At 74.5% G+C, this 16,097-nt stretch carries 9 protein-coding genes; 6 read left to right on the forward strand and 3 right to left on the reverse strand.

Annotated features, from left to right (window positions below; translation table 11 throughout):
* Positions 1 to 40: 40 nt before the first annotated feature.
* Positions 41 to 1,897, reverse strand: coding sequence for a hypothetical protein (locus WME98_RS09335; RefSeq protein ID WP_437950951.1), 1,857 nt, complete (start codon positions 1,895 to 1,897; stop codon positions 41 to 43).
* Positions 1,898 to 1,998: 101 nt separating this feature from the next.
* Here WME98_RS09335 and WME98_RS09340 point away from each other — a divergent pair, with 101 nt between their 5' ends.
* The 6 genes from WME98_RS09340 to WME98_RS09365 all read left to right on the forward strand — a co-directional run bounded on the left by WME98_RS09340 (position 1,999) and on the right by WME98_RS09365 (position 13,549).
* Positions 1,999 to 3,054, forward strand: a complete 1,056-nt coding sequence (locus WME98_RS09340; protein ID WP_437950952.1) for a hypothetical protein — start codon at positions 1,999 to 2,001, stop codon at positions 3,052 to 3,054.
* A gap of 165 nt (positions 3,055 to 3,219) precedes the next feature.
* A complete protein-coding gene (locus WME98_RS09345) occupies positions 3,220 to 5,205 on the forward strand; it encodes a hypothetical protein (RefSeq protein WP_437950953.1) in 1,986 nt (661 codons plus the stop codon).
* 592 nt (positions 5,206 to 5,797) lie between these two features.
* Complete coding sequence (locus tag WME98_RS09350; protein WP_437950954.1) at positions 5,798 to 8,944, forward strand: eCIS core domain-containing protein; 3,147 nt, start codon at positions 5,798 to 5,800, stop codon at positions 8,942 to 8,944.
* Positions 8,931 to 9,380: a hypothetical protein gene (locus WME98_RS09355; RefSeq protein WP_437950956.1), complete on the forward strand. Its 450-nt coding sequence runs from the start codon at positions 8,931 to 8,933 to the stop codon at positions 9,378 to 9,380. Before WME98_RS09350 ends, WME98_RS09355 begins: the two co-directional genes overlap by 14 nt.
* 811 nt (positions 9,381 to 10,191) lie before the next feature.
* Positions 10,192 to 12,450 carry a CapA family protein gene (locus tag WME98_RS09360; protein ID WP_437950958.1) on the forward strand — a complete coding sequence of 753 codons (2,259 nt, stop codon included), beginning with the start codon at positions 10,192 to 10,194 and terminating at the stop codon, positions 12,448 to 12,450.
* Positions 12,451 to 12,628: 178 nt separating this feature from the next.
* Positions 12,629 to 13,549 (forward strand): M23 family metallopeptidase, encoded by a 921-nt coding sequence (locus WME98_RS09365; RefSeq protein ID WP_437950959.1) that lies wholly within the window; start codon positions 12,629 to 12,631, stop codon positions 13,547 to 13,549.
* An 18-nt stretch (positions 13,550 to 13,567) separates the two neighbouring features.
* On the opposite strand, the gene WME98_RS09370 is transcribed toward WME98_RS09365, so the two are convergent.
* Both WME98_RS09370 and WME98_RS09375 read right to left on the reverse strand, forming a co-directional pair.
* Entirely contained in the window at positions 13,568 to 14,512 is a 945-nt protein-coding gene (locus WME98_RS09370) for an RluA family pseudouridine synthase (RefSeq protein WP_437950961.1), read from the reverse strand.
* A 5-nt stretch (positions 14,513 to 14,517) separates the two neighbouring features.
* Complete coding sequence (locus WME98_RS09375; protein WP_437950962.1) at positions 14,518 to 16,050, reverse strand: hypothetical protein; 1,533 nt, start codon at positions 16,048 to 16,050, stop codon at positions 14,518 to 14,520.
* Positions 16,051 to 16,097 lie beyond the last annotated feature (47 nt).

Genomic DNA, 16,097 nt, shown 5'->3' on the forward strand with positions numbered 1-16,097 from the left:
TTTGTCCGCCCGCGCGCTGCCCGAGCGCCGGCCCCGCGGCTCACCCGCGCAGCGCGGCCGCCGCGACGCGCGCGACATTGCCCCACCGCGGGTCGGCTGCGCAGGCCGCGAGCCGCTCGCCCACGACGTGGGAGCGGCGGTGATCGCAGGAGCTGGGCGGCCGCGCGAAGGTCGTGAGCGGCGCGCGCAGGAGGGTCTTCTCGACCTGGGCGAGCATCGCGGTGTTGTGCACGAAGCCGAGCCCGCTCTGGATGTCGGCCAGCGTGGCGCTCGGGTGGCCGCCCCAGGGCGGGACGACGAGCGCGTGCGCGGCGGCGGGCGCCTGGTTCACCGCGATCACGCCGTACCGGAGCTCGAGCAGGGCGCGGTCGAGCGCGGCGCCGACGGCGGGGTCCTCCTCGCTGATCGGGTGCGCGACGATCGCCGCGCCCAGGGTGCCCTGGAGCCGGTCGTTGCAGAAGGGGACCGCCGCCTCCAAAAACTCCACCGGATCGCTCGAGCCGACCTCGACGATGGAGAGGACGCCGGAGAGCGGCTCGATCGAGAAGAGCGGCTCGGCGGGATCCGACGCGGAGAGCCCGGCGATCAGCGTCCACGGGGGCGCGCCCGGCCCGGGCTCGCCGATGCGCACGACCCCGGCCGGGAGCGGCGCGTCGGCGGAGCCCTCGAGGCGCTCGCGCTCGAGCGGCGGGCGCCCGGCCGTGAGCGCGGCGTGCCGCGCCTCGGCCTCCGGATGGACGGCGCGCCGCGGGGGCACGGCGGCGAGCGCGCGGTGGAGCATCCGGAAGAGCAGCGGCCGCTGCACGAAGCCCCTGGGCAGCACGAGGACGTGCGCCGCGGGGTCGCCGAGCGAGGCGCTGCTCACGACGCGGCTCGCGAGGAGCCTCACCTGGCACCAGAGCTCGTCCCTGCCGTAGAGCCACGGCATCACGAGGACGGGGCGGACGCCGCCGAGCACGGAGGTGATGGGCTTGTGGAGCAGCCGCTCCCCCGACGCCCGCCGGCCCGCCTGCTGCGGGCCCGGCGGGCCCCAGACGAGCGCGTCGTGCGCCGCCGCCGCGCCGGTGACGTGGACCTCCGCGACGGCGGGGTGCGCCGCAAGGTAGGCGGCCGCGTCGGCGCCGCCGTGTACAAAGCGGAGGAGCCCGCGCGAGACGAGCGGCGCGAGGGCGCGCTCGAGCAGCGCGCCGAGGGGCGCGCTCTCGGGGCTCGCCGCGAGCGCGACGACGCGCCCGTCGACGAAGAGCTTGTGGAGCGCGTCGCGGAGGGGGACGCTCGCGGCGCCGCCCGCGCCGACCACCAGCGCGACGCCGCCCTCGGGGTCGCGCTGCCGGTAGAAGGGCGCCTGCGCTTCCAGGACGCCGGCGCGCGTCGCGCCGGGCTGCATCAGGGCGCGCGCGCGGAGGGGCCCGTGGAGGGCGGCGTCCTTCAGGCCCGCGGGGAACACGTCCACCTCGACGCGGCCGTCCGGCCGGGTGCGCACCGCCCCGCGGCGGAGCCGCGGGCGCCCGCGCGCGGCGATGTCCTCGAGCGCCTCGGCGAGGAGGCGCACCTGCGCGAGCGTCGCGCACGGCCCCGCGAACCACGCCTCGCCGGCCGCCGCCGAGCCGGGGTCGAGCCCCGCGGCGGCGCACGACGCCTCGACCTGCGGGCGCGCGGCGGCGAGCAGGCCCGGGAGCAGCGCGCGGAGCAGCGAGGCCTTCTCGCGGGGCGGCATGCGCGCGAAGCCGAGGGCCGCGTCGCCCAGCTCGGACAGCGCGCGATCGAGCTCTGCCGGGGGTGTCTCAGCGCCGCGCGCCGCGCCCGGCTCGGCCGCCGGCGCGGCCGCGGGTCCGCCGGAGAGGAGGCTTCCGGGCGCGGGGGCGGCGGCGGTGACGAGATCGGGGACCGGCGGCATCGGGACGGAGATTACAGGCAGGCGATCGCGCGCGCGAGCGCAGCGACGGTTCGCCGCGCGCGTGTAGCCGGCCTGCTCGGGATTCGGTAGAGTCCAGCGCCATGGATTGCGCTTTCACCACGGGTCGGGGCCCGGCGCGCGCGCCCTCCTCCGCGAGGGCTCCCCGCTCGGCCGCCTGCGGCGTCCTGCTCGGCCTCGGCGCGCTCCTCCTCGCCCCCGCGGCGGCAGCGCAAGAGCCCGCTCCGCCGCTCCCGCCGGGCCAGGGACAGCCCGGTGGGGCTGCCCAGCCGCAGGCCGGGTATCCTCAGCAGCAAGGCTATCCCCAGCAGCAGGGTTATCCGCAGCAACAAGGGTATCCGCAGCAGGGTTATCCTCAGCAGGGATACCCGCAGCAGCAAGGCTATCCCCAGCAGGGATACCCGCAGCAGCAAGGCTATCCCCAGCAGGGATACCCGCAGCAGCAAGGCTATCCCCAGCAAGGCTATCCCCAGCAGGGATACCCGCAGCAGCAAGGCTATCCCCAGCAACAAGGTTATCCTCAGCAAGGCTATCCCCAGCAGGGCTATCCTCAGCAGCCGCCCGGCTACGGTCAGGGATACGCCTTGCCGGCCGGACCGCCGCCGCCCCCGATGCCGCCCGAGGCGACCTGCTGCCGCTGGTCGGTCCGCTACAACGCCCTGGACCTCCTGTTCGGGCGGATGACCTTCGAGGGCGAGGTCGCCATCCTCGGGCCGCTCACCATCGGCCTCGCGCCGTCCTGGATCTGGGGCTCGCTCGACGACGCGACGCTGGACACGACCGGGTTCGCGCTCGGGGCCGACATCGGCGTCTACGTGGAGGGCAAGCCGCTGAAGGGGTTCTGGGTGAAAGGGCGCCTCGGCTACGAGTCGTTCGAGGCGGTCTACACCCCTTCGCCCAGGGTGACCCCCGGCAAGCGCGACGTGAGCAGCGCCATCCTCGGCCTCAGCATCGGGAGCACGAACATCTTCGGCCGCGACGGCGGGTTCGCCATGTCGGGGGGGTTCGGGCTCGGCGTCGCGCTCGCCCCTCCGGCGACGGTCGCCGCAGGCGCCGCGGGCAACTACCAGTACGTCTTCTACGAGAAGACGGGGAAGATCAAGCTCCTCGGCTCGCTCTCGCTCGGCGTCGCGTTCTGATCGCGCCCGCCGCCCGCTGCGGATGGCCGGCCCCGCAGGGCGGCGCCGCCCCGCCGCGGCGCGGCGGCGGCGCCCGCGGCGCCCGGCGCGAGGCGGCGCCGGCAGGCGGGCGGGCGCCGCCCCCAGAACTTGGCCCCGCGCGCGGCGCCGTGGGACGTCTGCACCATGCCCTCTCGCATCGCCCGCCGCCCCGGGCCGGCGCTGCTGCTGCCGCTCCTCGCCGCGCTCGTGTCGATCGCGTTCGCGCTCCCGGCGCGGGCGTGGGTCGAGGTGCACGTCGCCGGAGACGACGTGCGGCTCGCGATCGACCGGGCCGGCGCCGCCACGGTCGAGCACAAGGTCACGTTGAAGATCTCGGGCGGGCCGCTCCGCGCGCTCGACATCCAGGGCGTCGACCCGGACGCCGAGCTCGATCCGGGCAGCTACGCCGCGCCCCTCAAGGCCGCGGAGGCGGGCTCCCTCGCGTCCGCGACGCCGGTCGCGCTCGAGCTCCTGCCGCCCGACCTCCGCCCGCGCGAGGACGGCTCGCGCCGCCCGGCGGCGCTGCGGGCCCGCTTCGACGGCAGGGGCCTGAGCCGCGGGGTGTTCGTGCTCTTCTTCCGCTACCGCACGGACCTCATGAAGCGGGGGCTCATCCGGCTGGACGGCCCGAGCGCCCGCATCGCGTGGACCGGGCCCCTCTGGGACGACGGCTACGACTCGGCGCGGCTCACCGTCGCGATCCCGGCCGCGCCCGACGAGCCGCGCGTCGACGAGGCGCCCGCCGACGCGGCGGGCGAGCCCTCGGCCGACGGCGCGCTCGCGGCGCCGTCGACGCTCTCCACGCTCCGCCGCTCGGTCGACAAGGACGAGCTCGAGCTGCTCCGCCCGTACACCCCGAAGGCCGAGCCGATCCGGTGGGCGGTCCGCGCCGACGCGCGCGCCTTCCAGCCCGAGCCCGCCGCGGCGCGGCCCGGCGCCGACGCCCTCGGGCGGCTCTCGGACGCCGCGGCCGCGAGCCCCGACCGGAGCCGCACCCTCTACCTCGCCGCCGGCGCGGCCCTCTTCGCGCTCTACAGCGCCCTCGTCGCGCTCAAGGCGCGCGAGCACGAGCGCCTCGCGCGCGCCGCGGGCGCCCTGCCGCGGCCCCTCGTCCCGATCCCGCTCGCGCCGCGGGCCGCCCTCGCCGGGCTCGCGCTCGTCGCGGGCGTCGCCCTGGAGCTCCTGCTCCGCGACGGCACGGCCGGCGCCGCGCTCGTGGCCGCGGCGACCGCGCTCGCCGCGCACCGCACCCCCCGCCCGGAGCGCGCCGCCGCGGCCCTGCGGCGCCCCGGCAAGTGGCTCCCGGTCGCGGAGTCCGAGGCGTTTCGCGAGCCGCCGCGGGTGCGCGGCGTCTACCTCGACGTCTCGACGCGCGCCGGCAAGGCGCTGCTCGCCGCGCTGCTCGCCGCGCTCGGCGCGGGGGTCTACGCGGCGGCCGGCGCCTCGCCGTACCACGCCCACCTGCTCGCGCTCGACGCGACGGCGCTGCTCGCGATCTTCTGCACCGGCCGGCTCGCCGAGCTCCCCGCCGACCCGGCGGCGCGGCCGGTCGCGTTCCTGCGCGACGTCGCGCGGCGCGTGCGGCGGTCGCACAAGGCGCCCCGCCCGGCGGCCAAGGCGCCCGCGACCACGGCGGCCAAGGGGTCCGCGCGCGCCGCGGCCAAGGCGGCCGGCGCGGCGGCCACGGCGTCGGAGCTCCGCGTCGTCGGCCGCCTCCGCATCCCGGACGGCAGCCCCGACGCCGACGAGCTGCGGCTCGGCCTCTCGCCGCGCGCTGCGCTCCCCGGCTTCGTGGCGATCGAGGTCGGCGTCGTCTACGCGCCCGGCGCCGGCGGCTCGATCGGGCTGCCCGAGGTCCTGCTGCGCGTCGCCCCGGGCTCGCCGTGCGAGCACGCCGTCGAGCGGCTCGCGAAGAGCGGCCGGTCCTCCCGGGGGCGGCGCCCCGGCGAGCGCGTTCTCGCGTTCACGCCGCGGCTGCCGACCGCGCGGATGACCGCGGCCATCGCCGCCGCGCTCGTCCGCGCCGTCGCCGCCCCGCCCGCGGACAAGACGCCGCCGAAGCCGCAGGGCGCCGGCGCGGGCAGAGTGGCGCCGCGAAACGGGAAGAAGGCGGTCTCCGCGGCGGCGTAGCCGGATTCACCTCTAGCCCGGCCCCCTCAACACGCGCGATCGTCCCGGAACCTCTCGCGACGAACCGTCGCGTCATCGCGGCTCTCCGCTCATGATCGCGGCATGGTTTTCAGCGGCGCGGAGCTCACGCGCGCAGGCGCTCCTATTTGTCAGGAATACTCAAACACCATAGTGGCCTTGCGCCGCGACGCCGCGATTCTGCAGAGCCGCACCATCGAGCCTGGCCGGCGCCGCTCTCGTTGCACTTCCGGGGCTGTTGTCGTGCGTTCGTGTGACGGCCAGCGAGAAGACGACACCTCGCGATCCGCCGCAGCGCCCTGCCCCCTTCCGCGCCCATTCCTGTCGCTCTCACCATCGTCGAAGAGTCGACCCCTGCTCGACGCATGCTCATCGCCGTGCGCCCTTCGTCGCACGTGCCGCCTTGACGCACGGCCGTCCTCCTGATAGGCGCAAATGCGGGGGTGGCCACGGACATAGCGAGCGCGGCGACTAGGCCGCGGGCTCGTTCACCACGAGCTCACGTACGCTGTCCGAGCTTTCCTGTGCACCCGGAGCGGCGGGCTCGGGTCCTAGCATCCCGGAGAGCCTATCCATGGTCATGTTCAGCCGGAAACCGCGCGCGCCTGCCGAGCATTCTCCTGCAGCGCAGCCTGCGTCATCGGTCCTGGCGAAGTCATTGCCAGCAGGCCCAGGGTTCAGCAACCCCCGGCCGCGCACCGGGCTCGCTGCCTCGCAGGAGCACCTCCACGAGGAATCGTATCCGCACGCCGCGCCGTGCGCCTCTTTCGATTTCAGCCGCATCTCCATCACGCCGCCTCAACCTCACGGCAGCACGGCGCGCGAGGCCGGGACGATGCAGCGGCGGTCGCTTCCGTCCCTACCCTCGCTTGCGCTCTCGCCTGGCGTCGGGCCCGATTTCCTCGCGCGGGGTGGCGCGGGCGTGACGGCGCCGCCTCGCAGCGTGGGCGCTGGCGGTGGAGCCGCTCGACCCGAGCCGGTGCCCTCCCCGGTCTCCGCGGTGCTGCAGTCCCCAGGCGAGCCGCTGGACCCTCGCACCCGGTTCGAGATGGAGCGGCGGCTCGGCCAAGACCTCGGGGCCGTCCGCATCCATACCGACGCCCGCGCCGCGGAGTCCGCGAGATCGGTGGACGCGCTGGCCTACACGGTCGGATCGCACATCGTGTTCGGGGCGGGGCTCCACGCCCCGGAGACCCTCGCGGGCACCCGGCTCCTTGGGCACGAGCTGGCGCACGTCCTCCAGCAGCGCGAGGGTCTCTCGCGCTCGACGGCGGCCCCATCCCAGATCCGCATAGGGCAGCCCGGGGATTCGAGCGAGCACGAGGCGGACCGCATCTCGGCCTTCGTCGAGCGCTCCGGCCCTGCCCGGCCCGCGAGCCCCCAGGCGGCGCCGCCCCGCTTGCCCGGCCATCTGCCCGTGCCGGACGCTGCTCCGGCCCAGGCCCCCTGGCTCCACGCGGGGAGCGCCCCCGTGCTGAGCCGGCAGCGCGCGCCTCGTGCCGCCGCAGCCGTCACGGTGCGGCGCATCGAGCTCTACCTCGCGGAGAGCCGGCTGGTCGTCGTGGTGGAGGATGGCTCGCCGCTGGTCTTCAACGTCATCTCGCCGCCGACGGTCCCGCCGGGCACGGAGTACCGGTGGGGGCTGCGGGACGGGGTGCACCGGCTTTCCGTCGGCACCCAGTCCGACGTGCTGGTGAGGTTCCAGGGCGCGCAGCGCGATTTGGCGGCCTTCCAGCAGGCCCTGCGCGGTGGCGCCGAAGTGCCAGCCCACGTGTACGCGGCGGCCGGAGCGCCGATCGCGGGGCGCGCCCCCGCGGCTGCGGGGGGCTCCGCGACAGGGACCCCCGCCGCGCCCTTGGAGGGTGATGAGGGAGCGCTCGCCGGCAACCCCGCGCTCGCCGGGCTCTACCTGGATTTCCTCCGCCGCTACGCGGGCGTGCAAGGGCGCCCGGACCTGACGCGCGGGCTGAGCGCCGAGCAGGTACGCGCGCTGGTGGAGGGCAACCCGCGCGCTGGCACCATGACGCGGTACTTCACCCAGGGCTTTCGCGAGTTCGAGGCCACCGGGAGCTCGAGCCTCAGCGACTTCTCCGTGCTGGAGGAGGCGCTCCTCGACCAGTGGTCCCGCGGCAACTACAACGTCCTCCACAACCGGCTGCAGATCTCCGCGGACGAGTCCGGACTCGGCCTCTTCTTCCGGGGCACGCCGATCAAGTGTTATGACGCGGCGGGCCTGCCCATCCCAGGCGCGGGCGGCGGCTACCGGGACCCCGCCTACCGAGCCGTGGCGCCGCCGTCCTTCGCCATCCGCGTCCAGGTGCCGGACGGCCTGCGGCAGGTCCTCGAAGCCGTCCGGCAGACCGTCGGAGACCAGACCGTCGAGGTCTATCTCGCGGCGCGCGGCTACGTCGATAACAGGGACCTGCTGTGGCCCGCGGTGCGCGCTGGCTGGGACGGCTGGAGGGACATCGAGGCCGAGCTCCAGCGGCAGATGCCCATCCTGGTGGGCTTCCTCGGCGGCCACCTGGTGGCGCTCGTCATGCAGCGCTCCGGCAATCCCACGGCCACGGCCATCGGCACGCTCATCTCCGGGCTCCTACACGCGGCCGGCCGCGTATTCCAGATCGCCTTCGCCGGCACGCTGCTCGTCCTGGCTTACCGGTGCGGCCGCGAGCTCAGCCTCATCCGCCGTCAGCCGGGCGAGCCGCTGGACTCGCTCTCTCAGCGGCACCTGGCGCAGGCCGCCGTCGCCATGCGCGAGCTCCTGACCGCCATGCTCGCCGCCGGGCTCACCGCCGCCATGCTGGCGACCGCACGCGCCTCGGCCATCACCCTCTCGGACAGCCTGCCGCCCCCGGGAGGCACGGGACCCCGCCCCGTGCCCGCTGGCGTGGGGGCCGCACGACCGGGCGCGGCGGCGGCCGCAGGGCCTCCCGGAGAGCTCCCGCTGCCGCTCGCGCCGGCTCCTGTCCTCATGTCCGGCGGCGAAGAGCGGGGCGGGCGCGGAGGCCAGCCCGGCGGACGGGGCCGCGCTCCCACGCCGGAGCGGACGACGGAGCGAGCTACGCCCCGCTCGCCGCCGCCCGCCGAGCGCAATGCAGCGTCTCTCCGGCAGACCTACGCCGAGGACATGTCGCCCTCGACAGCGGTCCCGGCCGAAGGCGAGGCGCAGCGGCTCACGGATCTCCGCGCCCGCGCCCAGCAGGCCCTGCAGGGGCTGGAAGCGGCCGAGGCAGAGCTGGCCCAGCTTCGGCAGCGGGCCATGCGGGACCCCGACGCCGCCTTCGAGGCAGCGAGCGCCGAGGGACGCTACAACGAGCGCTACCAGGCCGCAGAGGACCGGCTGCTCGAGCTCCGGGGCGAGCGGAGCTTCCTGCAGCGCTTCACCACGGTGTACGAGCGTGCGCTATACCGCGGGCGGACCGAGGCGGAGATCGCCGAGATGCAGCGATTGATGCGGGGCTGGAACCCAGGAGCCAACTACACATCCGTCGAGCATAGTGTCTACCGGCACGCCGAACGACATGGCTTCTCGGCAGAAGAGCGAGGCCCGACCCGCTACCTCGACTACCTGCGCGAGGCAGCCCGCTTCGACCGCGCCCAGGCACGACGGGAGCCGATCTCCAGCGAGGGGGGCGTGGGTACGACGCGCTACAGCCTCGGCAATGAATTACTCATTACAGACAGCTATGGAAAAATCGTCCTCTATGAATCCAGGTGACGAGAAGGCGCCCGGCGAGGCGCTGGATTTCGATCGTGCGCGGCTCACCTCGCTGCTGCGGCGGATGGACGCGCTCTGGCCTCTCATGAAGGCCGAGCTCGCGAACAGCCCGGCTGCAGCGCTTCTCAAGGAAGCGGATCTCTATCTACAGCTCTCGTTGTGGATCGGCACCGCCGACGGCCTCGGCTCCCAGCTCGCGGACTCCGCCCGCATCATCGGCGTGCCAGGAGATGTCCTCTCCAGGCTGCGCGGGGGCGCGCCGCGCCGGTGCCCGGCCATCGTGACCTGCTATGCCCTCGCCGCCGAGCACCTCCCGGCGACGCGCGAGCTCATCGACACGATCGATCTAATCCGCCTCGTGCTCATCGAGGTCCTCACGCAGCACCCGGAGTGCTGCGTACCGGCTCCCGACCCCTCCCCTGCGGAGGGCGGCTGAGCGGATGCCCTCGAGGGCGCGGGGCACCAGAGACGAGCGCTGTCTATCACGTCACCCCAACGCAAGCCGCGCCCCCGCGCCGGTCGGCCTGGGATGTTTCCGAGGCGAGCGAGAGCTCCCCGACATTGCACGCGGCCTGCTCCGACCGATCCAGCCGCCAGAGGAGACCACACCGAGAGAGGCGTGTGGGAGGTCGTGGAACAGGCAGGAGAGGCGAGAAACACCCTTTGGCGAACGCTCGCGACTCGCTCGACTTCCGCGCTCGCGGCCAGCGCTACCGTCGCCTCCACGCCAGCGCAGGGCCGTGCGTTCATGTGCGACGAGGTCACGCACCACCACAGCACGCCGCGCTCCCACGCGCCTGCACACCCGCTTGTTCACACCCGACGATGGGCGCTGATGCGAACATGCTCGCGACGCCCAACACCACACCCCGCCGCCGGTCACACAAAAAAAGCAGGCAACCTCGATCGAGCGTATAGCGGAGCGAACCATGACCATGATACCCTCTCATTGATCGTCCTTATCGGGCGTGCCAGCACTGAAACGGTTCAAATCGTGCATGGGTCGGCGCGCTCGCCGCCTCTGCGCGAGCGCTGAGCGGCAGGCGACGCGCGCGGCCTCTCTCGGCCGGCGGGCAGCTCCGGAGTGCGCCTGAGTGGAAATTTTACGCGCCGCTCGCCGGTCGCGGGAGAGCTCTGCCCTGGCCTCAGCCCATCTCCGGATGTCAGCCGTCCTCGGACAGGCCACCAACAACTCGGGAGCGTTCATGGCAAGAAGACCGGTCCTCCTTGGTTCCTCGTCTGCATCGTTGTCCGCGTGCGCTGCGGCGTTCGTTTGCCTCGCCTCGGCCGACGCGGCGGCGGCGTACCGCTTCGACGCGACCGAGGCGGCGTTCGACGCGGTCTACGCGGCGGCGCCCATCGACGTCACCGGCGTCGTCGTCGACGAGGCGGGGTCGCCGATCGCGGGGGCCGAGGTGACGGCCATCGGCTGGGGGAGCGGCGCGGTCAACGACGGCGAGCTCGCCTTCACCGACGCGGCGGGCGCGTTCACGCTGGCGGCGCTCGCGCGGCGCTCGGTGCTGCTGCGCATCGAGGTGGACGGGTACACCACCGAGATCGTCCCCGCCGACCTGCACCGGCCGCTCGCCGCGACCTCCGCCGGGGTCGGCCGCGTCGTGCTGACCGAGCAGCGCGCGGGCCGCGCGCGGATCCTCGTGGGAGGCGACACGATGTTCGGGCGGCGCTTCATCGACAGCGACGCGAACGGGATCGAGGGGGAGGCCGGCGACCTGATCCGCCCGGACACCCGGGAGGCGGATGCGCTCGCCGTCCTCTCCTTCCTGCGCGACGTCCTCTCGTCGGCCGACTACACGCAGGTGAACCTGGAGTCCCCCGTCACGGCCAACCCGGCGACGCCCCACCCGTACAAGTCGTTCACGTTCTTCTCCTACCCCGAGACGGCCCGGGCGCTCGCGCTCTCCGGCGTGGACGCCGTGAGCCTCGGCAACAACCACATGTTCGATTACATGGAGGGCGGCGTCGCCGACACGCTCATCCACGTGCCGAACGCCGGCCTCGACTGGTTCGGCGCCGGACCGGACAAGACGACGGCGAAGGGCACCGTGCTCTACCGGACCATCCGCGGCGTCGACGTGGCCTTCCAGGGGTTCAACCAGCTCGTCAACGACGGGTCGACGGACGCGGCGTACACGCTCACCGCCTCCGACGGGCCCCCGCCCAAGGCCGGCGCCCTCGAGCTCAGCCTCGCGGAGATCAGCGACTTCATGGAGGAGGACGCGGTCGGGCGCTTCGGCATCCCGGTGGTGCACGGGGGCATCGAGTACAGCGATTATCCGTCGTCCGGCATGCGGCGGCGGTTCGTCCAGCTCGTCCAGAAGGGCGCCGGCATGGTCGTGGCGCACCACCCGCACACGATCCACGGCGTCGGGCTGTACGACGCCGGCGCCGGGCCCCGCTTCGTCTTCATGTCGCTCGGCAACATGGTCTTCGATCAGGACGTCTTCGAGACGTACCAGTCGTACCTCGCCGCGATCGACATCGACGAGGACTCGAGCGGCAACCGCGCGGTGCACCGCGTCCAGCTCATCCCGTTCCAGAACGAGGACTACGTGCCGAAGCTCGTGGGCGGCGCGTGGCTCGGCCGGGCGATCCGCCACATCGGCCACCTCTCCACGACGCTGCCGGCGGCGCCGTCGTCCGGCGAGGCGGCGGACGGCCTGACCGGCGCGGTCGTGTTCGCGAGCGGCCCGCGGGCCGCCGCGGTGAGCGATCCGTCGCAGTACACGACGAGCGAGCGCGCCGAGACGCGGAGCGTGCCGCTCAAGAGCCGCGCCACGGGGCCCATCGAGCACCTGCGGTCGAACGAAGCGGAGTCGCTCGCCGGCCTCCGGACGACCGCCGCCGCGAGCTGCGATTACGGCCGGGAGATCATGCTCTACGGCGACTTCGAGGACGGCGACGTCGACGATACCTCCCACGAAGGGTCGATGTGGTCGATGAGCGAATTCCGCTACATCCAGAACAGCGTCGTCCACGGCGGGACCGGCGCGATGGTGTTCCTGCGCAAGTCGAGCAGCACCACCGAGGTCTCGACGTACATGAACAACCGCGTCAAGTTCGACCCCGGCCGCAAGCTGACCTTGACCGGGTTCCTGAAAGGCGACAATGCGGGGCAGGTGCGCGTTCAGGTCTACTGGTACACGAGCGGCGGGGCGAGCGTGTCGAACAGCGTCGTGCTCACGCGCGCGGCCGGCACCTACGACTGGCAGCGGTTCACGGTCGATCTCACCCCGCCGTCGAACGCGGGCTCCGTGCGGTTCTATTTCCGGGCGGGGGCGCCGGCGAGCGGCGAGGCCGCGGCGTTCCTCGACGACGTGTCGCTCATCGAGTGGGAGGGCACGGTCGCCGACGCGTCGCTCGGGTTCGCGCTCCCCACGCCGAACAACTGGGGCTTCGCGCGCTGCACCGCCGTGGATCCGGCGCTCACGAGCCTCGGCGTGACGATGACGCACCGGTCGTACGCGCTGGCCCCGGCGGCGCCCTGAGGCCGCCGCGGCGCCCTAAGGCCGCCGCGGCCGCGCCGGAGCTCGGGACGGCGCTCGGCCCAGGCAGGCGCGCGGGGGTCACCTCGACTTCCGTGCTCTGCTTGGATAGCATGAGCGCGCGGCGCTGCGCCGTGGACTCGACACCTGCCCTGCGCTCGCGCGCCACGGACTCGCCCTCATGAAGCCATCGCGGAAATCATCGGTGCTCGCGCCTGTGCTGGCCCTCGTCGCGGCGCTGGCCGGCTGCGGCTCGGACCCGGAGGGCCCAGAGCTCGTGTGGCCGATCGGGGGGACGGACGAGCTCCAGCCGATGTCGTCGAGCTTCGGGCCCCGCCTCCAGACCTCGCGCGACGGCGTCTACGACTTTCACCGAGGCATCGATATCCCCACCCCCATGGGCACCCCGGTGTACGCGGTCGCCGACGGAAAGGTGACGCGCGCGGGCCGCTACGACGATTTCGAGGACGTCATCGTCCAGATCGAGCACTGCGACGCGCCGGGCGCGTGCTTCTACAGCACCTACATCCACCTGACCATGCCGCTCATCGAGGTCGGCGATCAGGTCGGGCGCGGAGATCACATCGGCTACACCGGCCTCGCCGCCAGCAGCCTGTTCCCCCACCTGCACTTCGAGATCCGCGACGGAGGGACCGAGAAGGTGTACTGCGTGCACCCGCTCCGCTTCCTCCCGACGCCGGCCGGCCTGCCGCCGGCGCTCGCCGTGCGCCGCACCGACGAGGACTCCACCGAGAGCGTCACGGCCGAGGTCGAGGTCACCCTGCCCGGCATCGCGCCAGGCCTCATCGAGGTCGCCGCCGCGACGGAGCGCCGCTCGACCGGAGAGGTCATCGAGGAGCGGGTGTTCAACTACGACGAGTGGAACCGCCAGTACACGGCGGAGGGAGACGCCGCGGTCATCGACGAGCAGAGCCTCGGGGGCATCCGGATCGAGCCGGCGAAGTACAACGCGCAGTCCTCGGCGTACGTCATCGCGTTCCGCTTCAGCAACCTCGACGGGACGGTGTCGGCGGACGATCTCCGGATCACGGCGCGGGCGCGCGACGTGAACGGCCACGTCGTCGAGGCGAGCGCGCCCTGAGCCGGCGCGGCGGCCGGCTCAGCCCTCGCCGACCAGCGCCGCCATGTCCGCGGGCAGCGGCGACGTCACCACGAACGCGGGCACCGCGTCGCTGCCGCCCCACCCGATGTAGTGCGCGTGCAGCGCGTGGCGGCTCAGCCCCTCCACCGCGGGCCCGCCGTAGAGCGCGTCGCCGGCCAGGGGGTGCCCCACCGACGCGAAGTGCGCCCGGATCTGGTGCCGCAGCGCCCGCGGGGCGCGCGCCTCGACGAGCTCCCAGAGCCCCACCTGCCGCACGCGCTTGTACATCGTCGCCGCCGGCCGCGGCGCGTAGCGCGCCACGTCGCGCGGGTGGATGCACGGGTAGACCCGCTTCTTGTCCTTCGGGTGCGGCGCGAGCGGCACCTCGATCGAGCCCATCTCCGGGAGATCGCCGATCTGGCAGATCAGCAGGTAGCGCTTGTCGAGCCGCCCCTCCTTCAGCCCGGCGACGAGCGCCGAGAACGCCGCGGGCGTGCGCGCCGCGAGCACGAGGCCGCTCGTGTCCGTGTCCAGCCGGTGGCACAGCCCAGGCTCCCGCGGGGAGAAGCCGATCGCCGCCATCTCGGGGTACCGCGCCACGAGGGCGTTCGCGAGCGTCCCGCGCTCGCCGGGATCGAGCGGCGCCGTCGGCACCCCGGCGGGCTTGTTCACCACCACGACGTCGTCGCGCTCGAGCACCACCTCGAGCGGCGCGCCAGGATCCGGCGTCGCCGCCCCGGAGGCCTCGGTCGGCTCGACGTCGACCTCCAGCACCTCGCCCGCCGCCGCCACGTCGCCCTTCGACGCGCGCCGGCCGGCGCCGCTCTTCCCCACGCCGAGCACGCGCACGCGCCCCTCGGAGAACAACCGCTTCGCGCCCGCCCGTCCCAGCCCGGGCAACAGCTGCACGAGCAGCTTGTCGAGGCGCGTCCCTGCATCCAGCTCGGTGATCGTGATCTTCATAGCTCCTACGGAATCGCCCCCTGCCACCCGAGGCCGAGCGCGGGCGCTCGCCGGCTCCCGACCACGCTCTCTCCTATCACTCCCAGCATGGGCAGGCCGAACCGGTTCCACGAGGGGCCCGCGCTGCGGGCGCCCGCCGCGGCCGGGCGCGTCACGCACCACGCGACGCCCGCCCCCAGCAGGAACCCGCCGGCGGTGGCGCCGACCCACGCCCGCTGCTGCGCCTCGGTCGGGGCCTCGAAGACGAGCGGGCTGGCGAGCGCGGCGGCGCCCAGGCCGCCGAGGAGCGCGCCCACGTCGACCGTCAGGACCTCCGACGCCGTGATGTCGAGCTGCGTCGCCGCCGCGGCCGCCGCGAGCCAGCCGAGCGCCGCGCCGTAGCCCATCCCCGCGATCGGCGTGCGCTGGACGTCGCCCCGCGCCGCCCACTCGACGAGCCCGCCCAGCATGAGCCCGAGCCCGCCGCCCGACTGCGCGAGCAGCGCGCCGCCGTCGGACATGCGGCCCAGCGAGAGCCCCATGGCGGCGAGCGTGATCCCGGCGGTTCCCCCGATGAGCCCGGCGGCCCAGCGCTCCTCGCTCGGATCCTCGGCGTGCTCGGCGAAGCGGCCCTGGTAGATGAGGTGGCCCGCGATCGTCGGCCACCAGGTGCCGGAGCCGAGGTACCACGCGTCGGCCACGCCGACGTCCCACTCCTCGGCGATGATGATCGCCCCGCCGAGGCCGATGCCGGCCCCGACCGCGAGCAGCGGGTAGAGCAGGCGCGGGTCGTCCGAGCCGCTCGATCGCTGGATCGAGAAGCCGACGAGGCCTCCGTAGAGGGTCGCGTTGGCCGCGAGCGTCGCCTTCCCCAGGCTGCGCGCCGGCGTGGCGAGGCGCCCGCGGCACGGCTCGGCGCACGGCGCGTCCTCTCCCGGCGGGGGCGACGCCGCGGCGGCGGCGCCGTCGAGCTCGGCCACGAGATCGCGGAGCATCACCGCGGCGCGCACCGCGACGTCGTCGCGCGCGACGCGCTCCACGCGCACCCGAAGCGATCGCGCGCCGCCGGACGCGAGCGCCAGCCGGAGCTCCACCTCGTCGCCGCGCAGGTCGAGGCTCGGCGCGATGAAGAGCCGGTCGCTCGAGCGCGCGCGCTCCAGGAGCTCGGCCTCGTCGAGCGGCGATCGCGAGGCGGGGCGGCCTTCGAGATCGACGGACAGGCCGAGGTCCTGCGCCGTGTCCGAGAGGAGCCCGTCGAGCGCGCCGGCGAGCGGCGCGGCGCGCTCGACGGCGTCGGGCGCGAGCGCCGTCGGGAGCACCACGGCGGCTCGCGCGGGCCGCGCAGGCGGCCCGGACCCCGCGCGCTGCGCGGAGGGCGCGGACCCCGCGCGCTGCGCGGAGGGCGCGGACCCCGCGCGCTGCGCGGCCGGCGCGACGTGCTCTGCGCGCGAGGGCGGCGCCGCGCGCGCAGGCTCGGCGGACGCCGGCAGCGCCGCGGTGAACGCCGCCGCGAGCGCCAGCGCGCTCGCCAGGCCGCGGAGGTGCCGGGGGTCGATCATGGCGTCGATGCTTCGGCCCCGGCGGCGCGCGCCGCGGTGCCACCGCC

Source organism: Sorangium sp. So ce296 (assembly GCF_051529605.1).
GTDB classification, from domain to species: Bacteria; Myxococcota_A; Polyangia; order Polyangiales; family Polyangiaceae; genus Sorangium; species Sorangium cellulosum_D.

Excerpts from the sequence above, each read along its gene's own strand:
- WME98_RS09335 (WP_437950951.1), bottom strand. The coding sequence starts at position 1,897 with ATGCCGCCGGTCCCCGATCTCGTCACCGCCGCCGCCCCCGCGCCCGGA.
- WME98_RS09340 (WP_437950952.1), top strand. The coding sequence starts at position 1,999 with ATGGATTGCGCTTTCACCACGGGTCGGGGCCCGGCGCGCGCGCCCTCC.
- WME98_RS09345 (WP_437950953.1), top strand. The coding sequence starts at position 3,220 with ATGCCCTCTCGCATCGCCCGCCGCCCCGGGCCGGCGCTGCTGCTGCCG.
- WME98_RS09350 (WP_437950954.1), top strand. The coding sequence starts at position 5,798 with ATGGTCATGTTCAGCCGGAAACCGCGCGCGCCTGCCGAGCATTCTCCT.
- WME98_RS09355 (WP_437950956.1), top strand. The coding sequence starts at position 8,931 with ATGAATCCAGGTGACGAGAAGGCGCCCGGCGAGGCGCTGGATTTCGAT.
- WME98_RS09365 (WP_437950959.1), top strand. The coding sequence starts at position 12,629 with ATGAAGCCATCGCGGAAATCATCGGTGCTCGCGCCTGTGCTGGCCCTC.
- WME98_RS09370 (WP_437950961.1), bottom strand. The coding sequence starts at position 14,512 with ATGAAGATCACGATCACCGAGCTGGATGCAGGGACGCGCCTCGACAAG.
- WME98_RS09375 (WP_437950962.1), bottom strand. The coding sequence starts at position 16,050 with ATGATCGACCCCCGGCACCTCCGCGGCCTGGCGAGCGCGCTGGCGCTC.